This is a genomic window from Streptomyces erythrochromogenes (assembly GCF_036170895.1).
In the GTDB taxonomy this organism is placed as follows: Bacteria; Actinomycetota; Actinomycetes; order Streptomycetales; family Streptomycetaceae; genus Streptomyces; species Streptomyces erythrochromogenes.
On record NZ_CP108036.1, the window covers coordinates 1122979 to 1147720 of the forward strand.

The window sequence follows — 24742 nt, forward strand, 5'->3', positions numbered from 1 at the left end:
CCGACCCTCCTATCGCCCTCCCGGCGGGACCTCCTGCAACGCCCGCGCCCGCCGCAGCGTACTGGTGATCCGTTCGAGCGTGTCGTCGTCACGGGTCACGGGTTCCAGCACCCGGCCCTCGGCGGTCCGCCAGCGCCGGGCGACGGCGTCGGCAGGCTCACCGGTGAGCAGTGCGGCGGCCTGGGCGGCGGCCCCGAGCGCGACCGGTTCCTGGGCCGCGGGCACCTGAACCGCTCGACCGGACAGCCGCAGGACGGTCCGCTGCCAGGCCCGGCCGCGGGCTCCGCCGCCGATCAGCAGCAGGGGTTCGTCGGGGGCGGGTTTCTCGCCTCCGGCACGCAACACGTCGTCCAGGGCCGCGAGCAGGGCTTGGGCGGCGCCGTCGTAGGCGGCCTGGAGCAGCTGTCCCGGCGTGGTGTCGTGGCGCAGGCCGTGGACCAGGCCGGATGCACCCGGGAGGTCCGGAGTGCGCTCGCCGTCCAGATGGGGAAGCACCACCACCGTGCCGCCACCCTCGACGTCCTCGCGGTCGCGGCCGACGAGGGCGGCGAAGCGGTCCACGGCGAGGGTGCAGTTGAGCGTGCAGGCGAGCGGCAGCCAGCCGCCGAGGGCATCGGCGAAGCCGGCGACGGTTCCGCTCGGGTCGGTGGGCCGGGTCCGGCCGACGGCGTAGACGGTGCCGGAGGTACCGAGGCTCAGCACCGGACGTCCGGGCGTCAGGCCCAGCCCGAGGGCGGCCGCCATGTTGTCACCGGTCCCGGTGGCCACCAGCGCGCCCTCGCGCAGTGGCATCCCTGCTCGGACGACGCCCGCCCGGGCGCCCGGCGGGAGGACCTGTGGCAGTAGCCCGGGGTCGAGGCCGATCCGGCCGAGGACGTCCTGGTCGTAGCCGTCCGGGCCCCACCAGCCGGTTCCCGACGCGTCACCGCGGTCGGTGACCGCCTCGCCGGTCAGCCGCTCCGTCAGGAAGTCGTGGGGAAGCCGGACGGCCGCGACGCGGTCTGCGGCGGCACGCTCGTTGGCGCGCAGCCAGGCCCACTTGGCGGCCGTGAAGGCGGCCGTCGGGACGCTGCCGGTGCGGCGGGCGAGCTCTGCCGGGCCGAACGCGGCTGCGAGTTCGGCGGCCTGCGGGGCGGAGCGGACGTCGTTCCACAGCAGCGCCGGGCGCACCGGCCGGCCCGCCGTGTCGAGGGTGACCAGGCCGTGCTGCTGGCCGGCGATCGAGCAGGCGGCGGCACGATCCGCCCAGCCGGTGCCCGCCATGGCCTCGCCGAGCCCCCACCACCACTGGTCGGGGTCGCTCTCGCGTCCGGCGCCCGCGCTGACGGCGTGCGCGGCGCGGCCCTCGCCCAGGACGGCGCCGGTTTCCAGGTCGACGGCGAGGGCCTTGGTGGACTGGGTCGAGCTGTCGACACCGATCACGACACGCTGTGCAGACATGCGTTCCTCCGGTGGGGTTCCTTCTGGCGTGTCGGCATACTAATTTGTTTTTCGTCATTACAAATAGCCCTCGGCCCTGATCCGGAGCGCCTCATGACCAGCGACCCGCTCGTCCCCACTCCCGCGCACAGGTTCACCTTCGGCCTGTGGACCGTCGGCTGGCAGGGCCGGGACCCCTTCGGCGACGCCACCCGAGCCGCCCTCGACCCGGTCGAGACCGTGCAGCGGCTGGCCGAACTCGGCGCCTACGGCGTCACGTTCCACGACGACGACCTGATCCCCTTCGCCGCCGGCGGCACCGCACGCGAGCAGGCGGTCAAGCGCTTCCGCACCGCACTCGACACGGCCGGGTTGAAGGTGCCGATGGCCACCACCAACCTCTTCACCCACCCGGTGTTCAAGGACGGCGCTTTCACCGCCAACGACCGGGACGTGCGCCGGTACGCGCTGCGCAAGACGATCCGCAACATCGACCTGGCCGTGGAACTCGGTGCCTCGGTCTACGTCGCCTGGGGCGGCCGCGAGGGCGCCGAGTCGGGCGCGGCCAAGGACGTGCGCACCGCCCTCGACCGGCTGAAGGAGGCCTTCGACCTGCTGGGCGAGTACGTCGAGAACCAGGGTTACGACCTGCGCTTCGCGATCGAACCCAAGCCCAACGAGCCGCGCGGCGACATCCTGCTGCCCACCATCGGCCACGCCCTGGCGTTCATCAACGAGTTGGACCGGCCCGAGCGGGTCGGCCTCAACCCGGAGGTCGGCCATGAGCAGATGGCCGGGCTGAACTTCCCGCACGGCATCGCCCAGACCCTGTGGCACGGCAAGCTGTTCCACATCGACCTCAACGGCCAGTCCGGCATCAAGTACGACCAGGACCTGCGCTTCGGAGCGGGCGACCTGCGTCAGGCCTTCTGGCTGGTCGACCTGCTGGAGTCGGCCGGCTACGACGGCCCCCGCCACTTCGACTTCAAGCCGCCGCGCACCGAGGACTCTGCCGGCGTCTGGGCCTCGGCGGCCGCCTGCATGCGCAACTACCTGCTCCTGGCGGAGCGTTCCCGCGCCTTCCGGGCCGATCCGGAGGTCCAGGCCGCGTTCGCCTCCTCCCGGCTGCCCGAACTCGCTCTCCCCACCGCCGAGGACGGCCTGGCCGGGCTGCTGGCCGACCGGTCCGCCTTCGACGAGTTCGACGTCGATGCCGCCGCCCGCCGCGGCATGGCCTTCGAACAGCTGGACCAGCTCGCCCTCGAACACCTCCTCGGCGCCCGCTGAGCCGGTGTGCCCATGAACCGGGCCGTGACGTTCCACGGCCCGGCTCCGCCACGAGGGAACCGCCAGGGGGCCGACAGAGGCCGCCGCGCAGTGACTCGGCCATGGCGTTGAAGTGCGACTCGCAGTCGCCGACCCAGTACACCGAAGTCGGCCTTGAAGCAGTCCACGCTGCTGCCGCCGTCGGCCTGCCAGATGTCCACGATCTGCCCGTTCTTGACGAACGGAGTGAGCCGCTCCCCCAGCCCGTACTGCGACTCACCCACACCGAGGGAGAGTTGCCCGAGCATGAAGTGCCGGCCGGCGGCGTCGGTGGCGAAGCCGGTGCCGCGCTCGCCCACGGAGGTCAGCATCCGTCCGCCGGCGGTGAACTCCAGGCGCCACGGCTGGGAGGTGTCCACCCGCAGCGACAGCTCACCCGCACTGAGCTCGACCACCGCGCCGTCCTGGTGCACCTTTCCCACTTCCGGTTGCGCGCCGGGCAGCGCGTACTCCGGCCCCCGCCGCACCGAACCGGCGTGGTGCGTGACGCGGACCCCGATCACGCCCTCGGCCGGCGACCGGCACTCGACGGTCAGCAACAGACTGTTGAGCGTGTCGCCGCGGCCGCGCACGTGCTCCACCGGCGCGTAGAGGGTCATCCGGTGCTCGTCGGCCCGGACGTCCGCGACCTCGGTGGCGTAACGCGTGGTGACGCCCGGGGGCATCAGCCATTAGCCGTCGGTGAACTTCATCGTGCAGGTTCCTCCGTCCGGGCGCGGTGCGCGGTGATCAGGCCCCGGTACCAGTGGTAGCTGTCCTTGGGCGTTCGGGTCAGGGCGTCGTAGTCGACGTGGACCAGGCCGAAACGCTGGCCGTAGCCGCGCGCCCACTCGAAGTTGTCCAGCAGCGACCAGACGTAGTAGCCGCGCACGTCCACCCCTGCGGAGATGGCGTCGGCGACGGCGGCGAGGTGGTCCGCGAGGTAGTCGATCCGCTCTGTGTCATGGACCCGGCCGTCGGGGCCGACGGTGTCTCCCTCGGCGGAGCCGTTCCCGGTGATCCAGACCGGCGGAAGCCGCGGGTAGCGGGCGTGGAGTTCACGGAGCAACTCTGTGAGCGCGTCCGGGACGACGGGCCATCCCATGGTGGTGTGCCGGGCCCGGTACCGGTCCAGCTCGGTGACGCCGATGTCCACGGCGGTGCGCACTTCGGGGTCGGCCTCGCCGTGGGGGGCGGCGGCGAACGTCACCGGGCGGTAGAAGTTGACTCCGAGGAAGTCCAGCGGGGCGCCGATCAGTTCCAGGTCGCCCGGCAACCGCCAGGGGCCGTCGGCGAGGCCGGCCCAGGTCTCGGCCTCGTGCGCGGGGTAACGGCCCGCGAGGAGCGGCTCGGTCCAGACCTCGTTGTGGAGGACCTTGGCACGGCGCAGGGCGGCCCGGTCCTCTGGGAGGGCGGAGGCGAGATGGATGCGGTCGAGATTGAGGGTGATCCCGGCCTCCTGGGCGCCCGCGGCGCGCAGCTCCCGTATCGCGAGGCCGTGGGCGACCAGCAGGTGGTGGGCGGCCGCCCGTGCGCCGCGGCCCTCCTCGGCACCGGGTGCGTGCCGCCCCTCGGCGTAGCCGGCGAAGGCGGAGCAGTACGGCTCGTTGAGGGTGATCCAGCGCACCACCCGGTCCCCGTAGCGCTCGGCCGCGAGGGCCGCGTACTGCGCGAACGCCTCGGCGGTCTCCCTGACGCGCCAGCCGCCGCGGTCCTCCAGGGCTTGGGGCAGGTCCCAGTGGTAGAGGGTGGCGGCGGGTGCGACTCCGGCGGCCAGCAGCTCGTCGATCAGGCGGTCGTAGAAGTCCAGGCCCTTGGCGTTGACCGGCCCGGTGCCCCGGGGCAGCAGGCGGGGCCAGGCGATCGAGAAGCGGTAGCTGTCGACGCCGAGCCCGCGCAGCAGGGCCACGTCCTCGCGGTAGCGGTGGTAGTGGTCGCAGGCGGTGTCGCCCGTTGCACCGTCGAGCGTACGGCCGGGGGTGTGGCTGAAGGTGTCCCAGATGGACGGCCCGCGGCCGTCCTGGTCGTGGGCGCCCTCGATCTGGTAGGCGGCGATCGCGGCACCGAAACAGAACCCGGTGGGCAGTTCCGGGAAGGCCGGGGTGCTCATGGGCAGTACCTCATGGGTCTGTCCTGCTCCTCAGTCTCGGGGGCGGGGCTCAGTGCGTGGGCGCGCGGGGCCTCGCGCGGTCTGCCCGGTCCGGTGGTGCGGGGCGGTCAGAGCGCCGGCGCCAGGTCGCGCTCGCGCAGCCAGGCCAGTTGGACGGGCGGGTTGGAGCCGTGGCCGCCGCCGTGGCCGCCGAACGGCCACACGGTCATGGTGCGGTCCTCGCCCGCGTAGTGATTGAAGGCGGCGTAGACCGTGGAGGGCGGGCAGACCGGGTCCATCAGGCCCACGCTGAACAGCGTCGGCACGGTGGCCCGCCGGGCGAAGTGGACGCCGTCGAAGTGGTCGAGGGTGGCGAAGGCCGGTTCCGCGCGGTGGCGGCTCTGCCAGCGCAGGTACTTGGCGATCTCCTGGTACGGGCCGTCGCCGCAGATCGCGGCAGCGTGGCGGAAGTGGCACAGGAACGGGAGGTCCGGCATCGCCGCCGCCACGCGGTCCCCGGCGAGACCGGCGACGGCGAGCGCCAGACCGCCGCCCTGGCTGGCTCCGGCCACCACGATCCGACGGCCGTCGAGTCCGGGCAGCTCCGCGACCGCCTCCACGGCTCGCACGCAGTCGGTGACCAATCGCCGGTAGTAGTAGGTGTCGGGAGAGTCGATGCCGCGGGTCATGAAGCCCTCGACCCACTGCGTGCCGTCGCCCATGCCCCGGTCCGGGGTGTCGTGGCCCTGGCCCCGGCTGTCGACGACGAGTTGGGCGTAGCCGGCGGCGGACCAGAACAGGTGGTCGGTGGGCAGTCCCCGTCCGCCGCCGTAGCCCATGTAGGTAACGACGACCGGCAGCGGTCCGGCCGCGTTGCGCGGGCGCAGCAGCCAGGCGGCCACCGGCTCGCCGTTCCAGCCGGGGAAGCGCACGTCGTCGACTCGACGGTGCTCAGCAGGTGCTGGGCGGTGACCCGTTCCACCTTGATCGCCGCGTCGTGCGACCGGGCTTCGGCAAGGGTCCGCCGCCGGAAGGCGTCGAAATCCCTCGGATCGGACAACTCTGGCCGGTAGCGGACGAGTTCGTCCGCGTCGAGGTCGGTGAGCGGCATGGGGCTTCCTCCGGTCGGAGAGGTGACGAGGCAGCGGAGCTTGGCGGCCACAGGGAGCCTTGCCTCGCAGGTCCGGGCACTGGTGTGGGGAGGGGCGGTGGCCCGTCCCCCCGGACGGGCCACCGCGCCTCCCCGCACCCCGCGTTCTCGAGGGCGGGTCTCGGCCTCCCCCCGGACCGCCCCGGAGAGATCGACGTCGCGGAAGAGAAGCACCGCGGGCCACACCGGATCGGCCGGGGTCACTGCGTCGCCGCTGGTGCGGGTGGCGTCGACGTGGCGGTGTCCGCGTGGTCGTCGAAGTCGACGACCACGCGGGGCGCGGGGGCCGTCCCGGTCACCGTGAGCTGTGCGGTGAGGACCGGGTGCTCGGCGGAGCGGTCGGCGGCTGTGAAGCATCACGTCGGCCTTTCCTACTCGGTCGAGAAGCGGTACGCCGTCGTCGAGCGGTACTCCTCCCCCGGGCGCAGGAGGGTGGAGGGGTACTCGGGCCGGTTGGGCGAGTCGGGAAAGTGCTGGGTCTCCAACGCGATGCCCGCGTACGCGAAATACGGGCGACCGGAGCGGCCGGTCAGCGAGCCGTCGAAGTGGTTTCCGGTGTAGACCTGGAGCCCCGGCTCCGACGTCAGGCATTCGACGCGCCGGCCGCTGGCAGGGTGGCTCAGGACGGCGGCCCGCCTGAGCCCGGTGCCGTCGAGCACCCAGTTGTGGTCGAAGCCATCGGCGGCCCGGCGGATCTGCGGGTGTTCCTCGGTGATGCGGGCACCGATCGTCTGGGCCTCGCGGAGGTCGAACGGTGTGCCGGTGACGGACTCGGCCGGACCGAGCGGTATCAGTTCTGCGTCCACGGGGGTGTAACGGGCGGCCTCGACCCGCAGCAGGTGGCCGAGCACCGTCCCACAGCCCTCGCCGGCCAGGTTGACGTACATGTGGTTGGTGAGGTTGACGACCGTCGGGGCATCCGTGGTCGCCCGGTAGGTGAGGGAGAGTTCACCGTCGGGGCCGAGCAGGTACGTGACCTCGGCCGTGAGGGCGCCCGGGAATCCCTGATCGCCGTCGGGACTGTCCATGCGGAGACGGACGCCTGCCCGCCTGCCCACGCGGACCGGCACGCCGTCCCAGAGGCGGGTGGCGAAGCCGTCCGGTCCGCCGTGCAGGGTGTGGCCGTCCTGCTGGGTCGCCAGCCGGTGCGTCGTGCCGTCGAGGGGCAGCGTTCCGCCGGCGATTCGATTGGCGTAGCGGCCGACCGTCGCGCCGAAGGAGGCAGCCTCCCCGAACAGATCCGCTGTGCTCTCGCAGCCCAGGACGACGTTGGCCCGCCGCCCGTTCCGGTCCGGCGTGTGCAGGGCCTGCAAGCGGGCTCCCAGACTGAGCACCTCCGCCGTCACGCGCTCCGGGGAGCCAAACGTCCAGCGGGTGATACGCCGTCCGTCCGGGAGCTCTGCGGCAGTCTCCTGGGTCACCGTCAGTTCACCATGGGACACGAGTGCGTCTCGCGACACGCGACTACTCCGTTCGACGAGGCGGGGAGGGGGGCGATGCCCGCCGTATGGGCGGGCGTCATCGGCTCGGGGCGGGCGAGGTCACATCCCCTGAGCCAGTCGGTGGTAGGCCTGGTTCCAGCGCAGCTCCTTGGTGAACCGGCGGATGGCGGTGCCGGCGTCGATCACCAGGAGTTCCACGCCGAGCATCTCCGCGAGGTCGTCGAGTTCCTCGGCACCGAGGGGGCCGGAGAGTACGGTGTGGTCGGCGCTCCGGCTGTCAGCCAGGCCTCGGTGGAGGTGCGCAGGTCCGGACGCGGCTTCCAGACGGCGCGGGCGAACCGGCAGGTTGGGCAGCGGAGCCGGGGCTTCGACCACGTCGACCTCGTTGGCGACCAGCCGGAAGCGGCCGCCCATGTCGAGTGGGTGTGCACCACTCCCCCGGCCTCGGGCGGGTGCCGGTAGACGTAGGCGTGTGCGGCGGTGTCGGAGGAGGGCGCGTGGTCGCCTTCGACGACGTTCCCGTCGGGGTCACTGAGCATCGTGTTCCGGGGCGACAGCTCGTCGTGGGAGACGCCGCTCGGCTTGATGACCCACAGGTCCTCGGCGGGGAACGCGGGGGGGGACATTGCCCGCCGTCCAGACCACCAGGCCATTACGGACGAGTTCCCGGCGGAGGCCGCTGACCTGGCGACGAACCAGGTCGATGGTCGCGTTCACCGTACCTCGCTCGGGTCGGTCAGGGCCGTGGTCGGGGTGGTAGGCGTGGTCAGGGCGGCGTTGCGGATGCGGCTCAGTCGGTGGAGCAGCTTGTCCGGCCCGGTGCCGAAGTGGTCGTGCAGGGCGCGGTACTCGGCGTACAGCGCGTCGTAGGCGTCGGCCCGGCCGGGGTCGGGCTGGTACGCCCCCCGGAGCACCCGGCCCATGGCCGCCGCCGCCGAGCGCACATCCGGGTGCGCCCCGGCGGCGACGGCGGCGTGGATCGCCGAGCCGAGGGCCGGACCCTGATCCGACTGGGCGAGCGAGACGGGACGGCGTAGTACGTCGGCGTAGATCTGCATCAGCAGGGCGTTCTTCTTCAGGCCACCGGTGACGATGAACTCGGAGACGGGGACACCGCCCTGTTCCAGGGCCTCGACGATGACACGGGTACCGAAGGCGGTGGCCTCCAGCAGGGCACGGTAGATCTCCTCGGGGCGGGTGTTGAGTCCGAGGCCTACGATCACGCCGGAGAGGTTGTGGTCGACCAGGGTGGAGCGGTTGCCGTTCATCCAGTCGAGAGCCACCAGGCCGTGCCCACCGACGGGCTGGGCGGCGGCCTTGCGGCTGAGGAGCTCGTGCCGGTCTGCACCGACCGCCTCGGCCTCGGCGAGGTAGTGGGCCGGGAGGCCCTGACGCAGCCACCAGGCGAAGATGTCGCCGACGGCACTCTGACCCGCCTCGTAGCGATAGGAGCCGGTGACGATGCCGTCCTCGACCACGCCGCAGATGCCAGGGACGTCTGCGAGGGCGGCGCCGTTGACGACGTGGCAGGTGGAGGTGCCCATGAGGGCGAGGAGTTGGCCGTTCTCGACGGCCCGAGCGGCCGGTGCGGCCACGTGCGCGTCGACGTTGCCGGCGGCCACCGCGATGCCCGCGGGCAGCCCCGTCCACTCCGCCGCCCGGGCGGTGAGCGAGCCGACCCGGGAGCCCAGCGGGGCGAGGGGGTGTTCCAGACGGGTGCGGGCGAAGTCGGCGAACCCGGGGTGCAGGGCGGCGAGGTACTCCTCGCTCGGGTAACCGCCGTCCTGGAAGATGCCGCTGTATCCGGCCGTGCAGGCGTTGCGGCTCTCGACGCCGGTGAGCTGCCAGACGATCCAGTCGGCTGCCTCGATCCACCGCGCGCAGGCGGCATAGACGGCCGGGTCCTCCTCCAGGACCTGGAGCGCCTTGGCGTACTGCCACTCGGCGGAGATCCTTCCGCCGTAGCGGGAGATCCACTTCTCTCCGCGTGCGTGGGCGAGGGCGTTGATGCGGTCGGCCTGGTCCTGGGCCGCGTGGTGCTTCCAGAGCTTGGGCCAGGCGTGCGGGTGAGCGGCCCACTCGGTGGTCTCGGCGAGCGGGGTGCCGTCGGCGAGCACCGGCAGGACCGTGCTGGCGGTGAAGTCGGTGGCGATGCCGATGACGTGAGCGGGATCGACGCCGGAGACGGCGAGCGCAGCGGGAACGACGGTGCGCAGTACCTCACGCCAGTCCTCGGAGTGCTGCAGGGCCCAGTCAGGCGGCAGTGGGTGCCCGGTGCCGGGTAACTCGCGCTCGATGACGGCGTGCGGGTACTCGTGGACGACGGTCGCGAGCTCCTGTCCGTCATGCACGCGGACCACCACGGCACGACCGGAGAGGGTGCCGAAGTCGACGCCGACGACGTAGCTGTCCGAGCCCCGGGCGGCGGCAGGGATCACGGTCACTTTCTCATCCTTCGCACGGGAAACCGGCATTGCTCCTGCCGAGTTGAAGGGGGCGTCTCGCTCGATGGGCGACAGTGTTAGCGTTAACAATCACCCTGTCAAGGGACCAATGGAGCCCTCGACCGAGTGCGGCCGACGCGGCGGAGAGCGTGGGCCGCTGCGGCGGTCAGCCCCGGGTCCGACGGTGCCGGCTCAACGGCGGGTGACGGGACCCGCGCTGCGACGCAGCACCATCTCGGGCGGGATCCGCACGTGAGTGCGGGTGTGCGCGACGCCCGCCAGCTCCTCGACGAGCAGTTCCAGGGCCCTGCGGCCGAGCTCACCGAAGTCCTGGCGCACCGTGGCCAGGGGCGGGGTGAAGTAGGCGGCCTCGGGAATGTCGTCGAAGCCGACCACGCTGATGTCGCCCGGGATCGAGCGTCCGGCCTCGTGCAGGGCGCGCAGCAGGCCGAGCGCCATGTGGTCGTTGGCGCAGAAGACGGCGGTGACGTCGTCCAGTTCGGCGATCCGCAAGCCCGCCTGGTAGCCGGCGCGCGCACTCCAGTCGCCGGACTCCACACGCGGCACGGGGGCTCCGGCGGCCTCCAGCGCGCCGCGCCAGCCCTCCTGGCGGTCCTGGCTCTCCATCCAGCCGGCCGGGCCGGCCAGGTGGTGCACGGTACGGTGGCCCAGATCGAGCAGGTGCCTGGTGGCCGCTTCGGCGCCGGACCGGTTGTCCACCGAGACCATGGGAACCCGCGACTGGCTGCCCGGTCCGACCGCGACCACCGGCACGGAGCTGGAGAGCCTGGCCACCGCGCTGACGGCGGAGATCTGGGGCGCGATCACGACCACGCCCTCCACGCCCTGGGCGCGCAGCCGGTCGACGGCCTCCTGAACCGAGCGGCCGTCCAGGGAGTGCAGACTCGTCACGCTGACGAAGTACCCCGCACTGCGCGCAGCCTGCTCGATGCCGTGCAGCATCGAGGCGGGACCGTACAGGGTGGATTCGAAGCTGACCACGCCGAGGGTTTGCGAGCGGCGGGTGACCAGGGCGCGGGCAGCGGAGTTGGGCCGGTAGTCCAGCTCCCGGATGGCGGCGAGCACGCGCTCCCGGGTGCCGGGCCGCACATGCGGGGCGCCGTTGAGCACCCGGGACACCGTCTGGTGGGACACGCCGGCCAATCTCGCCACGTCCGCCATCACAGGGTGGCGCCGCTCGGTCCCGGCACTGTCGTTTCCCACTCGCACTTCCCTCCTCGACTCCGGGCTACGGTACGCCACCGACCGCCGACGAAGGCTGTGCGAGCGGTGACGGACAAGCGGATGCGGCGGGTTACCACCATCCAGCGGCAGGGACACTGCGGCGTGCAGCCGGCCACTCCGAGAGCCGCCCACTGCCCAGCCCGGGGGCCAGGGACACAGTGGCTGATCGCCTGCGCCGTTGTGAACCCAACGGTGATCCGAACAGACCCTTGACGGCACACTTGTGAGCGTTAACACTCAGGTATCGCCAGGCCGGAGCCGCTGCAACCCGGACTTCCCACAGCGCGAGAAAACGACTCCCGGCCGACCCCGCTCGACCGCTTCCGGTCGCCCAGCCGGGTCGCACTGTGCCGGTCGCGGAACATCACTGGAGGAACTGTGCGGAAGCTTTCAGCGGGCCTTGTCGCCGTGGGTCTCACGCTGTCGCTGGCAGCCTGCGGCCAGAGCGCCAACGGAGCGGGCGACGGCGGGGCCGGCGGAGACGCCAAAGGGGGCCTCATCGGCATCGCGATGCCGACCAAGTCGTCGGAGCGCTGGATCAACGACGGCAACAACATGGTCAAGGAGTTCCAGGCCAAGGGTTACAAGACCGACCTCCAGTACGGCGACAACGTCGTGGAGAACCAGGTCTCCCAGGTGGAGAACATGATCACCAAGGGGGCCAAGCTGCTGGTGATCGCCGCCATCGACGGTTCCTCGCTCACCAACGTGCTGCAGAAGGCCGCCGACGCCCACATCCCCGTCGTCTCCTACGACCGACTGATCCGTGGCACGAAGAACGTCGACTACTACGCGACCTTCGACAACTACAAGGTCGGTGTCCTCCAGGGCAGTTACATCGTCGACAAGCTCGGCCTCAAGGACGGCAAGGGCCCGTTCAACATCGAGCTGTTCGCCGGCTCACCGGACGACAACAACGCCACGTTCTTCTTCAACGGTGCGATGAGCGTCCTCAAGCCGTACGTCGACGACAAGAAGCTGATCGTGCAGAGCGGCCAGACCTCCTTCAACCAGATCGCCACACTGCGCTGGGACGGCGGTCTCGCCCAGTCCCGGATGGACAACCTGCTGAGCAAGTCGTACACCGCCGCCCGCGTCGACGCCGTGCTCTCGCCGTACGACGGCATCTCGATCGGCATCATCTCGTCACTCAAGGGCGTCGGCTACGGCACCGGCCAGTCACTGCCCGTCGTCACGGGCCAGGACGCCGAACTGGCCTCGGTGAAGTCGATCATCGCTGGCGAGCAGACCCAGACCGTCTACAAGGACACCCGCCAACTGGCCAAGACCGCGGTCCAGATGGGCGACGCGCTCCTGACCGGCGGCAAGCCCGAGGTCAACGACACCGGCCAGTACGACAACGGCGTCAAGACCGTACCGGCGCAGCTGCTCCAGCCGGTCAGCGTCGACAAGGAGAACTACCAGAAGGTCCTGGTGGACAGCGGCCAGTACACCGCGGACCAGCTCAAGTAGCCCCCGGGGCCCGACCGACGGGTCCGACGATGCCGAACCGGCGGTGCGACGCACGGGAGACCGCCCGGCACCGCACCGCCCCGACGATACGGATGCACCACCATGGCCCGACCCGTTCTCGAGATGCGGTCGATCAGCAAGACGTTTCCCGGTGTCAAGGCTCTCTCCGAGGTCAACCTGACCGTCGCCGCAGGTGAGGTCCACGCCGTCTGCGGTGAGAACGGCGCCGGCAAGTCCACACTGATGAAGGTACTCAGCGGGGTCCACCCTCATGGCGGCTACCAGGGCGAGATCTACTTCGAGGGCGATCCCTGCCGGTTCCGGGACATCCGGGCCAGCGAGCAGCGCGGCATCGTGATCATCCACCAGGAACTCACGCTGGTGCCCTACCTGTCCATCGCCGAGAACATCTTCCTCGGCAACGAGCACGCCACCCGCGGCGTCATCAGCTGGCACCGGACGCTGACTCACGCCGCCGCACTGATCCGGCAGGTCGGACTCGACGAGAGCCCGCACACCAGGATCGCCGATCTCGGCGTGGGCAAACAGCAGTTGGTCGAGATCGCCAAGGCGCTCGCCAAGAAGGTCAAGCTGCTCATCCTGGACGAGCCGACGGCCGCCCTGAACGACGAGGACAGCCGCAAGCTGCTCGACCTGATCCTCGAACTCAAGGCTCAGGGCATTTCCTGCATCCTCATCTCGCACAAGCTGAACGAGATCGCCCGGGTCGCCGACGCCGTCACCATCCTGCGCGACGGGCGGACCATCGAGACCATCGCGATCGGGGTCGAGGGCATCTCCGAGGAGCGGATCATCCGCGGCATGGTCGGCCGTGACCTGGAACACCGCTACCCCGAGCGCGCCCCGGAGATCGGCGAGGTCGCCTTCGAAATCGAGGACTGGAGCGTCCGGCACCCGATCGACCACCGACGGAAGGTGGTCGACGGCGCCTCGCTGCACGTGCGTCGAGGCGAGATCGTCGGCATAGCCGGCCTCATGGGCGCCGGCCGCACCGAGTTGGCCATGAGCGTCTTCGGCCGCTCGTACGGACGGTGGACCGGGGGCCGGGTGCGGCTGCACGGCCGGGAGATCCGTACCCGGACGGTGCCGGAGGCGATCGGGCACGGCATCGCGTACGTGACCGAGGACCGCAAGCAGCTCGGCCTCAACCTCAACGACGACATCAGCCGGAACATCTCGCTGAGCTCCCTCGGCAAGGTCGCGCGGCGAGGCTGGGTCAACCGGCACGAGGAGGCCCGGATCGCCGAATCGTTCCGGCGGACCATGAACATCAAGGCCCCCTCGGTGTTCGCGGAGACCGGCAAGCTCAGCGGCGGCAACCAGCAGAAGGTCGTCCTCAGCAAGTGGATCTTCGCCGAGCCGGAGGTGCTGATCCTCGACGAACCCACCCGGGGCATCGACATCGGCGCCAAGGCGGAGATCTACACCGTCATCGCCGAACTCGCCGCCCAGGGCAAGACGGTACTCGTCATCTCCTCCGAACTCCCCGAACTCCTGGGCCTGTGCGACCGGATCTACACCATGGCCGAAGGCCGGATCACCGGTGAGGTGACCCGCGCGGACGCCACCCAGGAATCCCTCATGCGCCTCATGACCATGAGCGCGGCATACCCCGACAAGCAGGTGTGAGGCATGGCCCGGACCCAGACCACCCCAGACACCACGCTCGGCACACCGGAGACCGGCCAACGTCCGTCGGCCGGTGCCGTACTGGCCCGCGCGCTGCGCGGCAACCTGCGCCAGTACGGGATGCTGGTCGCGCTGGCGCTGATCGTGCTGCTGTTCCAGTTCTGGACAGACGGCATACTGCTCCAGCCGCTCAACATCACCAACCTGATCCAGCAGAACGGCTACATCCTCATCCTGGCGATCGGGATGATGATCGTCATCATCTCCGGGCACATCGACCTGTCGGTCGGGTCGCTCGCCGCCTTCGTCGGGGCCGCCGCCGCGGTGATGATGGTCCGACACGACGCGCCATGGCCCGTGGCGCTGCTGGCCGCGCTGGCGATCGGGGCTCTCGCCGGCGCCTGGCAGGGCTTCTGGATCGCCTACCTCGGGATCCCCTCGTTCATCGTCACCCTGGCCGGCATGCTGCTGTTCCGGGGTGGCACCCAGATCCTCCTGCAGGGCCAGTCGGTGGCGCCGTTCCCCAAGGGCTTCCAGAACATCAGCAGCGGCTTCCTCCCCGAAGCCGGCCCCCGCACCGACTACCACAACCTCACCCTGCTACTGGGCCTCGCAGTGCTGGCCATCGCGATCCTTCAGGAGGTGCGCGGACGGCGGCGGGCCGCCTCGTACGGACGGGAACCGCTCCCGGCCGGGCTGTTCCTGGTGAAGCTCGGCGCGATCACCGCGGCCGTGGTGGCCTTCACGCTGCTGCTGGCCAGCTACCACGGGGTGCCGATCGTTCTGCTGATCCTCGGCGTCCTGCTGGTCGGCTTCGGATACGTGATGCGCAACTCGATCCTCGGCCGGCACACCTACGCCATCGGCGGCAACGAGGCGGCGGCGAGGCTGTCCGGGGTGAAGAGCAAGCGGGTCGTCTTCCTGGCCTTCGTCAACATGGGCGTCCTCGCGGCCCTGGCCGGGCTGGTCTTCGCCGCGCGACTCAACGCCGGTACCCCGCAGGCCGGCATCAACTTCGAGTTGGAAGCGATCGCCGCCGCCTTCATCGGCGGCGCCTCCGCCAGCGGCGGTGTGGGCACCGTCCTCGGTGCGATCATCGGCGGTCTGGTGCTGGGCGTGCTGAACAACGGCATGTCGCTGGTCGGTGTGGGTACCGACTACCAGCAGGTGATCAAGGGCCTGGTACTGCTCGCGGCCGTCGGCTTCGACGTCTACAACAAGCGCAAGGTTGGAGCCTGACCCCACCCCTCCTCCTCGTCGCTGTCGCCCGCGGTGGGCGAGGTGCGACCCCTGCCGTCGTACAGCGACCAGCCCACGACAGGGGGGCCCAGCGCCGAGGTGGCCAAGTACAGGGGACCAGCGCCTGCTGCCGCAGCACCGGCGCGGCACCCGCCACAGCAGGTTGCGGTTGTACCGCTCCAGCCGACCGGTCGCCGACTCGTACCACGGGAAACATCGAGTCCAGCGCTGCGGCCACCTGCGGGTCGTCGAGATTTTGAACATGTAGCGCATCGCGTCGCTGTCGTTGCGCCGGCCCCATGCCAGAGGCCGTGGTGCAGAAACACCACCGCCCCGGCCGGGCAGACCAGCCGGTCCTGGCCGTGCAGGTTCTGGTAGCGGCTGGTGTCGGACTCGTTGATCCGCCGGAGGTGGCGGGCCCGGCACGGTGAGCGTTCCGCCCATCTCCAGCGTCACCGCCTGCGGAAAGTACATCAACTGCACGTCGAAGGCGTCCGGCCGGACGTCGATGACAGCGTCCCCGCGCAGCGGCTGCGCGTCGCGTGAGCCGCGTTCCCCCTCCACTGGCTGTCGAGATGCTCGACGGCCTAGCGCAGGCTCTGGGCCCGGACTCGTTCCCATCGGGCTGCTTCCTGGCGTCGCCGCATCCAGAGGCCGCCGGCGGCGGCCAGCAGCAGGAGGACCACGACCCACGGGTGGCGGCCAGTCACGCCAGGATCGCCACGACCAGGCTGGCGACCTCCAGGGCCGCCAGCCCGAGCGGTCCCGGCGCTTCCGAGCCCGTGGCCTTGCGGCGCCGCGAGGCGCCCTGGATTGCGGTGACTAGGCCGTGTCTTTCGGATCTTGCCGGGCCCGCGCTGCCCGGCACCGCACCTCGCCGCGTTGTCGGGGCTCCCGAGTACGCCCAGTACAAGCGGAGCCCCTCCGCCTTGCGATGCACGGCACCGGACAACGCGGGCTCGGCCGACACGATCCGAAAGACACGCCCTAGTCGTCTTGGTTCTGCTGCTCCACGCCTTGACGATGCGGGTTCGCCTCGTCGCGCATCGTCCGGACAGCCCCAGGAGCTCGTGCAGGACGAGGCGAGGTCCCTCAGCCATGGCGGTGCCGCAGGCCGTTGTGTGCCTGCGGCACCGCTCGGGCGTTGGGGTCAGGACGGGTCGCCGTACTGGAGGCCGCGTCCGTTGGTGCCGACATAGACGCGCCCGAAGGTGTCGGGATCGCCGGTGATGACGCCGACACCGCCGATGCTGCCCCACTGGTGGGCGGCGTCGTTGACGCGGAGCCAGGTGGCGCCCTTGTCGGTGGAGCGGAAGACTCCGGTGACGTCCTTGACGGTACCGATCAGGTACAGGGCCTGGTAGTCGGCGCCCGGCGCCGCCTTGCCGAAGCCGAGGGCAGAGGCGGACTTCACCGTGGTGAGTGCGGTGAAGGTCCGGCCACCATCGGTGGAGCGCAGCAGCCCCTTGTCGCCGCCGGAGATCCACAGGTCCCCGGCGATGCCGGGGACGGCCGCGAGCCGGCCGGTGGGCAGGTTGGTGGCGCGGGCGGTGAAGGTCGCGCCGCCGTCGGTACTGGCGTAGAGCGTGCCGCCGGCCAGTGAGTAGAAGGTCTTGGCCGAGGAGCGGTCGGCGACGACCACGGCGCCGGTGCCCAGGCCGCTGACCTTCGACCAGCTCGCCCCCTTGTCGGTCGAGCGGTACGGGGCCTGACCGGCCTGGGTCCAGACGATGGTGGAGCCGTCCGCCGCGAGCGCGACATGTCCGGTGTCGGCGCTGTCCACCGGCTCTGTCGTGAAGCCGGTCCAGCTGGTGCCGCCGTCGGTGGAGTAGGCGCCGTCCTTGTCGCCGCCAAGGCCGACGCGGACCATCAGCGCGGGGTTGGACTGGGCGAAATCGATGTCGGTGCTGTTGGTCATCATCGGGTTCTTCAGTCGCCCGGCGGGCACCTTGGTCAGGGAGTCGTGGCGGAAACCGCCTTGGTCGCCCATGGCGGTGACGACTTGGGCGCCGCCGGGCGGGGCGACCGCGTCCAGCAGCGCGGTCTCCTCCAGCCCTCGGGCCCCCGCGCTCCAGTGGCTGGTGCCGCCGCTGTCGGAGGCGTTGGCGTCCTTGCTGCGCCAGATGCCGTTGCCGGTGCCGTACAGCACGTGCCCGGAGTTGAAGGGATCGATGGCCAGGGCGGTCATCCAGTGCCCGGTGCCGGTACCGACGTAAGGCGCGCCGGAGGCGTCCCGCACCGATTTCTCCGCCAGTGCCTTCCAGGTCGTACCGCCGTCGGTGGTCCGGTAGATCTCGTCCTCGGGCCACCAGCGGTCGAGGGTGGTGACCATCACCGTGGACGGCTTCTGCGGGTCGACGGCCAGACCGGAGAACCCGTAGCTGCCCTGGGACGGGGAGACGTTCTTCCACGCCCCGCCGGCCGGCATGTACTTCCACACCGAACCCGCCGTCACGCCGTTGGGCCCGAGGGCGTTGGTGTACGTCAGGTACAGCGAGCCGTCACCGGAGAGCACACCGTGCTGCGGCATCTGGCCGGTGGGCTGCCCGGAGACGGCCTGCCAGGTGCTGCCGCCGTCGGTGGAGCGGTACAGGGAGGTGGACTTGTCGGCGACGCCGACATAGACCGTCTTGCTGCCGGCCGGGCCGTACGTCACGAAGGAGATGCCCGCGCCGCTGCTCGCCCCGTCCTTGACGGGGAACGAGGAGACCTGACTCCATGTCGCGCCGTGGTCGGTGCTGCGCCACAGGCCGTTCTTGCGGGTGCCCAGCAGGAGGGTGCCGTTGTCCACAGGGTTGATCGCCAGCCGCTCGCCCGCCCCGCGGCCGTCCTCGTTGCCGCCCAGCTTGAACGGCAGCTCGGTGCGCTTGAAGGTGCGGCCCCGGTCCGTGGAGCGCAGGATCGCGCCGTTGCCGGCCCACTCGTTGGTGTAGGTGCCGGTCGCGAGGTAGAGCCGGTCGGGGTCGACGGGGTCGGTGGCCAGCGCATCGATGCCCAGAAGGTTCCAGTCCTTCTCGCCGAGCCAGTCGGTCAGCGGGATCCACTGCTCGGCCGCGGTGTCCCAGCGGTAGGCGCCGCCCATGTCGGTACGCGCGTACAGCAGACCCTTCTCGCGCGGGTTGAACACCAGCCCGGTGACGTAACCGCCTCCCACCACCTGGGCGTTGTTCCACACATACGGTCCGGCTGCCTGGGTCTCGGCCGTTTTCACCAGCTTCCACTGCTGGTTGGTGCTGCCCTTGCCGGGATACTGGATGACTGCCGCGCCCTCGGCCGTGGAGCCTCCGGAGACGTCCAGGACCTGGCCGCTCCTGCGGGAGGTGAAGGTGACGGCGTCGGAACCACCCACATCGTCGATCCGCCACTCCTGGGAGGTGGAGGAGCTGGCGGTCTGCTGCTCGGCGGCGGCCGCCTGGACGGTCGAATCGCCCGCTATGCCCAGCACTTTGCCGCTGTTGCGGTTCACCAGCTCGTAGTAGCCGCCCCCGGTGGGTCTCAGCTTCCACTGCTGGTTGGCGGTGTTCTGGTCGGTCCACTGCTGGATGCGGGTGCCGTCGGCGGTCGAGAAGGCGTTGACGTCAAGCGCCTTGCCGCTGCGTACGGAAACCAGCCGGTAGTACGCATCGCCGTCGACCGTCGCGGCTTGGGAGTCCTCCTGCACGAACAGGAGATACGGCACGACGATGGCGGGCACACCGAGCAGCAGACCGGTCGCGGTCCAGCGACGGCGGTGACGCCCGCGGCGCCCGCCGGTCGTGGGGATCTTCATGGGGGGTGTTCTCCTTGCATGCCACCAGAGGAAAGTGGATCCAGCTACCGAAACGGCCGGATCCGACTCCTTGTGGTCACAGGCCCCGCAAAGGGTTGCCTTGAGCCGGGAACTTTTCAGGTCACCTCGTGGTGCGGTAGGCGTTGATCAGTGGCCGGGTGACACTGGTGCCCTTGGTGTCCTCCATGGCCGACTCCCACAGATCATCTGGGTGCGTTCGGGTAGCCGGCGGCCAACTCGCCGACGGCCCATTCAAGACCGACGATCTCGGAGGGAGACAGCTCCGGCCTTGGAGATGGCGTGCCGTGCAAAGGCCGTGGCCACGTCCACAGCGCCGAAACGCGTGGGACGGGGGTCGGAACGGCCAGGGCCCTTCCAAGTCGGCGCGGGCCGGTCCAGTGATCCAGCTTTGGCCGCATACCCTTGCCGACGCTAAGGTGCGGCGCCGTACTCGGCGGATCGCTCCCCTGAGGGAGGTTGGAATGGGGCTCATGGATGCGGACCACGCGGGGCTGGTTACCGCGGCGCAGGCCGGTGACGATCGGGCGCGCGAGGAGCTGATCGCCGCGTACCTGCCGTTGCTCTACAACATCGTCGGGCGAGCGCTGAGCGGACATGCCGACATCGACGACGTCGTCCAGGAAACCCTGCTGCGCGTGGTGCGCGACCTGCCTGCCCTGCGTGCCCCGGAGAGCTTCCGGTCCTGGCTGGTGTCGATCACGCTCCGCCAGATCAATACCCACTGGCACCGGCAACGCGCCTTCGCCGGCCGGACCACGGTCATCGACGAGGCACTCCAGATACCGGACGCCGGCGCCGAACTTGAGGACGTGACGATCCTGCGTCTGCATATGTCGGACGAGCGCCGTCTGGTTGTCGAAGCCGGCCGGTGGCTCGACCCGGACCATCGGGTGCTGCTGTCGCTGTGGTGGCAGGAATGCGCCGGCTCGCTGAGCCGTGACGACATCGCCGCCGCGACGGGGCTCACTGTCGCCCACGTCGGAGTACGCCTGCAACGCATGCGCGAGCAGCTGGAACTGGGCCGCACGATCGTCGCCGCGCTGGAGGCCGACCCGCGCTGTCCGCAGCTGGGGGAGACCGTCGTCGACTGGGACGGTCACCGTGCATCGGTGTGGCGCAAGCGGATCGCGCGGCATACCCGCGGCTGCCCGGTCTGCATGGCGACGACGACAGAACGGGTTCCGGCCGAACTACTGCTCCTCAGCCTCGCGCCGCTGGCCGTCCCGGCCGGACTCATCGCCGCGCTGGCCGCCAAGGGCCTGCTGTCGGGTACGGCCGCGAGCGCCGCCGGGCTGGCCACGACACACGTCGCCGTCAGCACGGCGACGGGGGGAGGCGGTCTGCACAGCTCGCTGATCGGCAAACTCTTCGCGGTCAGCGCTCATCCGGTGGCGAGCCTCGCCACCGGCGCGGTGCTCATCGCCGGGACCGCCACCTACGCGACGTGGCCCGAACCGGCGCACCGGGTGCCCGGCGTCATCGCCGCTCCCACGGTCGGCAATCCCACGCCGGTCCCGTCGCGCACCACCACGTCGGCCGGACCGTCCCCGGTGAGTCCGTCCGCCGTCGCAGGCACTGTTCCGCTGGGCGCACAGTCGCTGGAGTCCGTGGACGAGCCCGCCCTGTACCTCACGTATGCCGGCGACTTCGCGACGCTCGGCCGAGTCTCCGCGTCCAGCAGCGCGCAGACACGGCAGCGGGTCACCTTCACGGTCATCGGGGGGCTGGCCGACACACGGTGCGTCACCTTCCGCGCCGCCGACGGCCGCTATCTGCGCCATCGTGACCTGCGGCTACGGCTGAGCACCAACGACGGCAGCGAACTGTTCCGTGAAGACGCCACCTTCTGTCCGCAACCCGGGGCGGTCGCCGGGTCGGTGACCCTGCACGCGCACAACTATCCCGGATCGGTCATCCGCCACCGCGACGGTGGCGTCTGGCTCGATGGCTCCGACGGCACTCGGGCCTTCGCCGGCCAGGCTTCCTTCATCATGCGCAGGGCCTGGTCTTGAGAACCGCTCCTTGAGCGTTTTGGGGCGAGTCGCGCAGTGACAGCTGGTGATCCTGCACCACGATCCTGCACCACGCCGTTCTCAACCCGGCAGTGAGCCGAGTACGCGCCCTTTCCACAGGGACGACCAGACCGCGGGGCTTGGCATAACGCTTTTTGCCTGCGAGATGCATCACTGAGCAATCGTCCGGGCGGCGCAACTTTTCTGTTACGAGACCGCGAGTTCGGAAGCCTCCACTTCATGGGGTGCCCTTCCCGCCGCTCACCATGACGTGCCGGCGTGGCAGGTTCCCCGACTTCCCCCGTTGACGTCTCCCCTGAAGAAAGCCGCTCCAATGACGCGACACACCCACGAACCCCGGGCGACCGGTACGCAGGAACGGCCCCACGTCCTGCACCGCACCCACCCCGCGGCGGATCAGGCCGTACCGGCCGATGCGCGCACGATCACGGCACCCAAGGTGACCCGCGACCCCCGAGGAGAATCATGAAGGGCCTGCACCGGCTCGGCCGGCGTCGCCGAACATTGACGATAGGACTGTCGGCCGCGGCGCTGCTGGCCGGTGTCGTGACGCTCCTCCCCAGCTCCGCCGGAGCCATAACCCTGGGTACGCAGGCGGCCCCCTCGGGCAGGTACTTCGGCACCGCTGTGGCCGCCGGCAGGCTCGGCGACTCCACGTACGCCACGATCCTGGACCGGGAATTCAACATGATCACCCCGGAGAACGAGATGAAGTGGGACGCTATCGAACCGTCCCGCGGCAATTTCAACTTCGGCCCCGCCGACCGGATCGTCAGCCGCGCGACCTCCCACGGGCAGCGGCTGCGCGGGCACACTCTGGTGTGGCACTCCCAGTTGCCCACCTGGGTCAGCGGCATCACCGACGCCGCCACGCTGCGCAGCGTGATGAACAACCACATCACCACCCAGATGACCCACTACAAGGGCAAGATCTACGCCTGGGACGTGGTCAACGAGGCGTTCGCCGACGGCTCCACCCAGCACCGCAGCTCGGTGTTCCAGAACGTGCTGGGCAACGGCTTCATCGAGGAAGCGTTCCGCACCGCCCGGGCGGCCGACTCCTCGGCCAAGCTCTGCTACAACGACTACAACATCGAGAACTGGTCGGACGCCAAGACCCAGGGCGTCTACAGCATGGTCAAGGACTTCAAGTCCCGCGGCGTGCCGATCGACTGCGTCGGGTTCCAGAGCCACTTCGGCACCAGCGGCCCGCCGTCCAGCTTCCAGACCACCTTGTCCAACTTCGCCGCCCTGGGCGTTGACGTCCAGATCACCGAGCTGGACATCGCCCAGGCGTCGTCCACCCACTACGCCAACACGGTCAAAGCCTGCCTGTCCGTGGCCCGGTGCACCGGCATCACGGTCTGGGGCATCCGTGACAGCGACTCCTGGCGCAGCGGCGACAGCCCCCTGCTGTTCGACAACAACGGCAAACCCAAGGCCGCCCACACCGCCGTCGTGAACGCCCTCAAGGCCACGGGCGGGGCGGCCGGCGGGACCGGATCCGGTACCGGGGAGATCAAGGGCGTCCCCTCCGGTCGTTGTATCGACATCAACGGCTCCACCACCGTCAACGGGACCCAGGCGCAGCTGTGGGACTGCAACGGACAGGCCAACCAGCGCTGGACCTACACCGCCAGCAAGCAGCTGAAGATCTACGGCAACAAGTGCCTGGACGCTAGGGCCAAGGGCACCGCCAACGGCACCGCGGTGGTCATCTGGGACTGCAACGGCGGCGCCAACCAGCAGTGGAACATCAACACCAACGGCACGATCGCCGGCGTCCAGTCCGGGCTGTGCCTCGACGCCGTGGGCGCGGCCACCGCCAACGGCACCAAGATCCAGCTGTACTCCTGCTGGTCCGGCAGCAACCAGCAGTGGGCCGGCCCGTCCAGGACGTCGACCCCGACAACGCCCGCGCCGACGGGCGGCACGTGTGCTCTTCCGTCGACGTACCGATGGACGTCGACTGGTGCGTTGGCGCAGCCGGCGAACGGGTGGGCCTCGCTGAAGGACTTCACCAACGTGGTGCACAACGGCAAGCATCTGGTCTACGCGTCGAACGCGTCGGGATCGTCGTACGGCTCGATGATGTTCAGTCCCTTCACGAACTGGCCGGACATGGCGTCGGCCGGCCAGACCGGGATGAGCCAGGCCGCGGTGGCGCCCACGCTGTTCTACTTCGCGCCCAAGAAGATCTGGGTGATGGCGTACCAGTGGGGTTCGTGGCCCTTCATCTACCGCACGTCGAGCGACCCCACCAACCCCAACGGCTGGTCCTCGCCGCAGCCGCTGTTCACCGGTAGCATCTCCGGCTCCCCCACCGGCCCGATCGACCAGACGCTGATCGCTGACGACCAGAACATGTACCTGTTCTTCGCCGGTGACAACGGCAAGATCTACCGGGCGAGCATGCCGATCGGGAACTTCCCGGGCAGCTTCGGCTCGTCCTACACGACGATCATGAGCGACTCGGAGAGCAACCTGTTCGAGGCGCCGCAGGTCTACAAGGTTCAGGGCCAGAACCAGTACCTCATGATCGTTGAGGCTAAGGGTGCGAACGGGCGCTACTTCCGCTCGTTCACGGCCTCCAGCCTGAGCGGTTCGTGGACCCCCCAGGCCGCCAGCGAAAGCAACCCCTTCGCGGGCAAGGCCAACAGCGGTGCCACCTGGACCAACGACATCAGCCACGGTGACCTGGTCCGCAACAACCCCGACCAGACCATGACCATCGACCCCTGCAACCTGCAGTTCCTCTACCAGGGCAAGTCCCCCACTGCGGGCGGCCCCTATGACCAACTGCCGTACCGGCCGGGTGTCCTCACCCTGCAGCGCTAACCTGCCCGATCCACTGTGATCGCGATTCGGCGCAGCCTGCCAGCGCGGAGACGAGCGGTCTACGGCACGGACAACTCCACCTGCTGACCGATACTCACCGCCTCGAGGAACCCCAGCCGTGCGTCGGCTGGGGTTCCCCTCTTTTGTGGACTTTCATCGCGGGTACGGACCGAAGCACTACGACGCCACCGCGGACACGGGGCCTTGGCGATCCGGTGCAACTGCGGTTCGTCCAGCTCGGCCAGGGCACGGCGTGCGGTGGAGTCGGAAGCCGCAGCGCCGAGCAGGGCGGTGATCACGGAGCGACCCGGCGCACCAGGAACGCTGGTGCGGCGGCCGCTCGACGGTCTCAGCTCTGCTGCAGGGAAGCCAGGATGAACGCGAAGTCCGCCGACCCGAACTGCCTGACGCGAGTCGGGGAAGCCTCGCCCGGGCCCGTGCCGAACCACTCCACCTGGGACCAGCCGGCGGGAATCGCGCCCGCTTCCTCGTCATCCCCGGTGGGAACCGTCGGCAACCTTTTCGCATCCTGCGGCGACCAAGCAGTGCACCTCGACTCGAATCTTCGAACGGACGGACATGCAGACTGCACGGCAGGCCGCGCGGCAGCGCAGGCGTAGACACA

The 24742-nt window shown here is 70.2% G+C and carries 13 protein-coding genes and 4 pseudogenes; 6 read left to right on the forward strand and 11 right to left on the reverse strand.

Going from position 1 to position 24742, the window contains the following annotated elements; translation table 11 throughout:
* Positions 1–9: 9 nt before the first annotated feature.
* Entirely contained in the window at positions 10–1440 is a 1431-nt protein-coding gene (gene xylB, locus OHA91_RS05420; RefSeq protein WP_266494655.1) for a xylulokinase, read from the reverse strand.
* Between the two features lie 93 nt (positions 1441–1533).
* Between xylB and xylA the strand changes: the two genes are divergently transcribed.
* Complete coding sequence (gene xylA / locus OHA91_RS05425) at positions 1534–2706, forward strand: xylose isomerase (RefSeq protein ID WP_328738732.1); 1173 nt, start codon at positions 1534–1536, stop codon at positions 2704–2706.
* Positions 2707–2873: 167 nt separating this feature from the next.
* Here xylA and OHA91_RS05430 read toward each other — a convergent pair.
* The 8 genes and pseudogenes from OHA91_RS05430 to OHA91_RS05470 form a co-directional block, all read right to left on the reverse strand.
* Positions 2874–3410 (reverse strand): annotated as a pseudogene (locus OHA91_RS05430) (alpha-xylosidase); the annotation flags it as partial.
* A 23-nt stretch (positions 3411–3433) separates the two neighbouring features.
* Positions 3434–4834 (reverse strand): GH1 family beta-glucosidase, encoded by a 1401-nt coding sequence (locus OHA91_RS05435; protein WP_328738734.1) that lies wholly within the window; start codon positions 4832–4834, stop codon positions 3434–3436.
* Positions 4835–4941: 107 nt separating this feature from the next.
* Positions 4942–5924 (reverse strand): annotated as a pseudogene (locus OHA91_RS05440) (acetylxylan esterase).
* A gap of 410 nt (positions 5925–6334) precedes the next feature.
* Positions 6335–7384, reverse strand: coding sequence for an aldose epimerase family protein (locus OHA91_RS05450; protein ID WP_107064639.1), 1050 nt, complete (start codon positions 7382–7384; stop codon positions 6335–6337).
* A 120-nt stretch (positions 7385–7504) separates the two neighbouring features.
* A complete protein-coding gene (locus OHA91_RS05455; protein WP_266494649.1) occupies positions 7505–7819 on the reverse strand; it encodes a hypothetical protein in 315 nt (104 codons plus the stop codon).
* Positions 7717–8058: pseudogene (locus OHA91_RS05460) on the reverse strand (class II aldolase/adducin family protein); the annotation flags it as partial. The gene OHA91_RS05455 and the pseudogene OHA91_RS05460, both read right to left, overlap by 103 nt.
* Positions 8059–8118: 60 nt before the next feature.
* Positions 8119–9849 carry a ribulokinase gene (locus tag OHA91_RS05465; protein WP_328738737.1) on the reverse strand — a complete coding sequence of 577 codons (1731 nt, stop codon included), beginning with the start codon at positions 9847–9849 and terminating at the stop codon, positions 8119–8121.
* 192 nt (positions 9850–10041) lie between these two features.
* Positions 10042–11031 (reverse strand): LacI family DNA-binding transcriptional regulator, encoded by a 990-nt coding sequence (locus OHA91_RS05470; RefSeq protein WP_408059228.1) that lies wholly within the window; start codon positions 11029–11031, stop codon positions 10042–10044.
* Between the two features lie 441 nt (positions 11032–11472).
* Here OHA91_RS05470 and chvE point away from each other — a divergent pair, with 441 nt between their 5' ends.
* The 3 genes from chvE (at position 11473) to mmsB (ending at position 15456) form a co-directional block, all read left to right on the forward strand.
* The gene (gene chvE, locus OHA91_RS05475; RefSeq protein ID WP_381705875.1) at positions 11473–12567 is read left to right on the forward strand and encodes a multiple monosaccharide ABC transporter substrate-binding protein; all 1095 of its coding nucleotides are present in this window, start codon (positions 11473–11475) and stop codon (positions 12565–12567) included.
* A gap of 102 nt (positions 12568–12669) precedes the next feature.
* Positions 12670–14217, forward strand: coding sequence for a multiple monosaccharide ABC transporter ATP-binding protein (gene mmsA / locus OHA91_RS05480; RefSeq protein ID WP_328738740.1), 1548 nt, complete (start codon positions 12670–12672; stop codon positions 14215–14217).
* A gap of 3 nt (positions 14218–14220) precedes the next feature.
* A complete protein-coding gene (mmsB, locus tag OHA91_RS05485; RefSeq protein ID WP_031147304.1) occupies positions 14221–15456 on the forward strand; it encodes a multiple monosaccharide ABC transporter permease in 1236 nt (411 codons plus the stop codon).
* Positions 15457–15606: 150 nt separating this feature from the next.
* On the opposite strand, the pseudogene OHA91_RS05490 reads toward mmsB, so the two are convergent.
* Positions 15607–16062, reverse strand: a pseudogene (locus tag OHA91_RS05490) (phytanoyl-CoA dioxygenase family protein); the annotation flags it as partial.
* A gap of 544 nt (positions 16063–16606) precedes the next feature.
* Positions 16607–19225, reverse strand: a complete 2619-nt coding sequence (locus tag OHA91_RS05495) for an RICIN domain-containing protein (RefSeq protein ID WP_328738741.1) — start codon at positions 19223–19225, stop codon at positions 16607–16609.
* A 491-nt stretch (positions 19226–19716) separates the two neighbouring features.
* Between OHA91_RS05495 and OHA91_RS05500 the strand changes: the two genes are divergently transcribed.
* On the forward strand, positions 19717–21258 hold the full coding sequence (locus tag OHA91_RS05500) for a sigma-70 family RNA polymerase sigma factor (protein ID WP_328738742.1): 1542 nt from the start codon (positions 19717–19719) through the stop codon (positions 21256–21258).
* Between the two features lie 486 nt (positions 21259–21744).
* Complete coding sequence (locus tag OHA91_RS05505) at positions 21745–24117, forward strand: non-reducing end alpha-L-arabinofuranosidase family hydrolase (RefSeq protein WP_328738743.1); 2373 nt, start codon at positions 21745–21747, stop codon at positions 24115–24117.
* Positions 24118–24742: the final 625 nt, after the last annotated feature.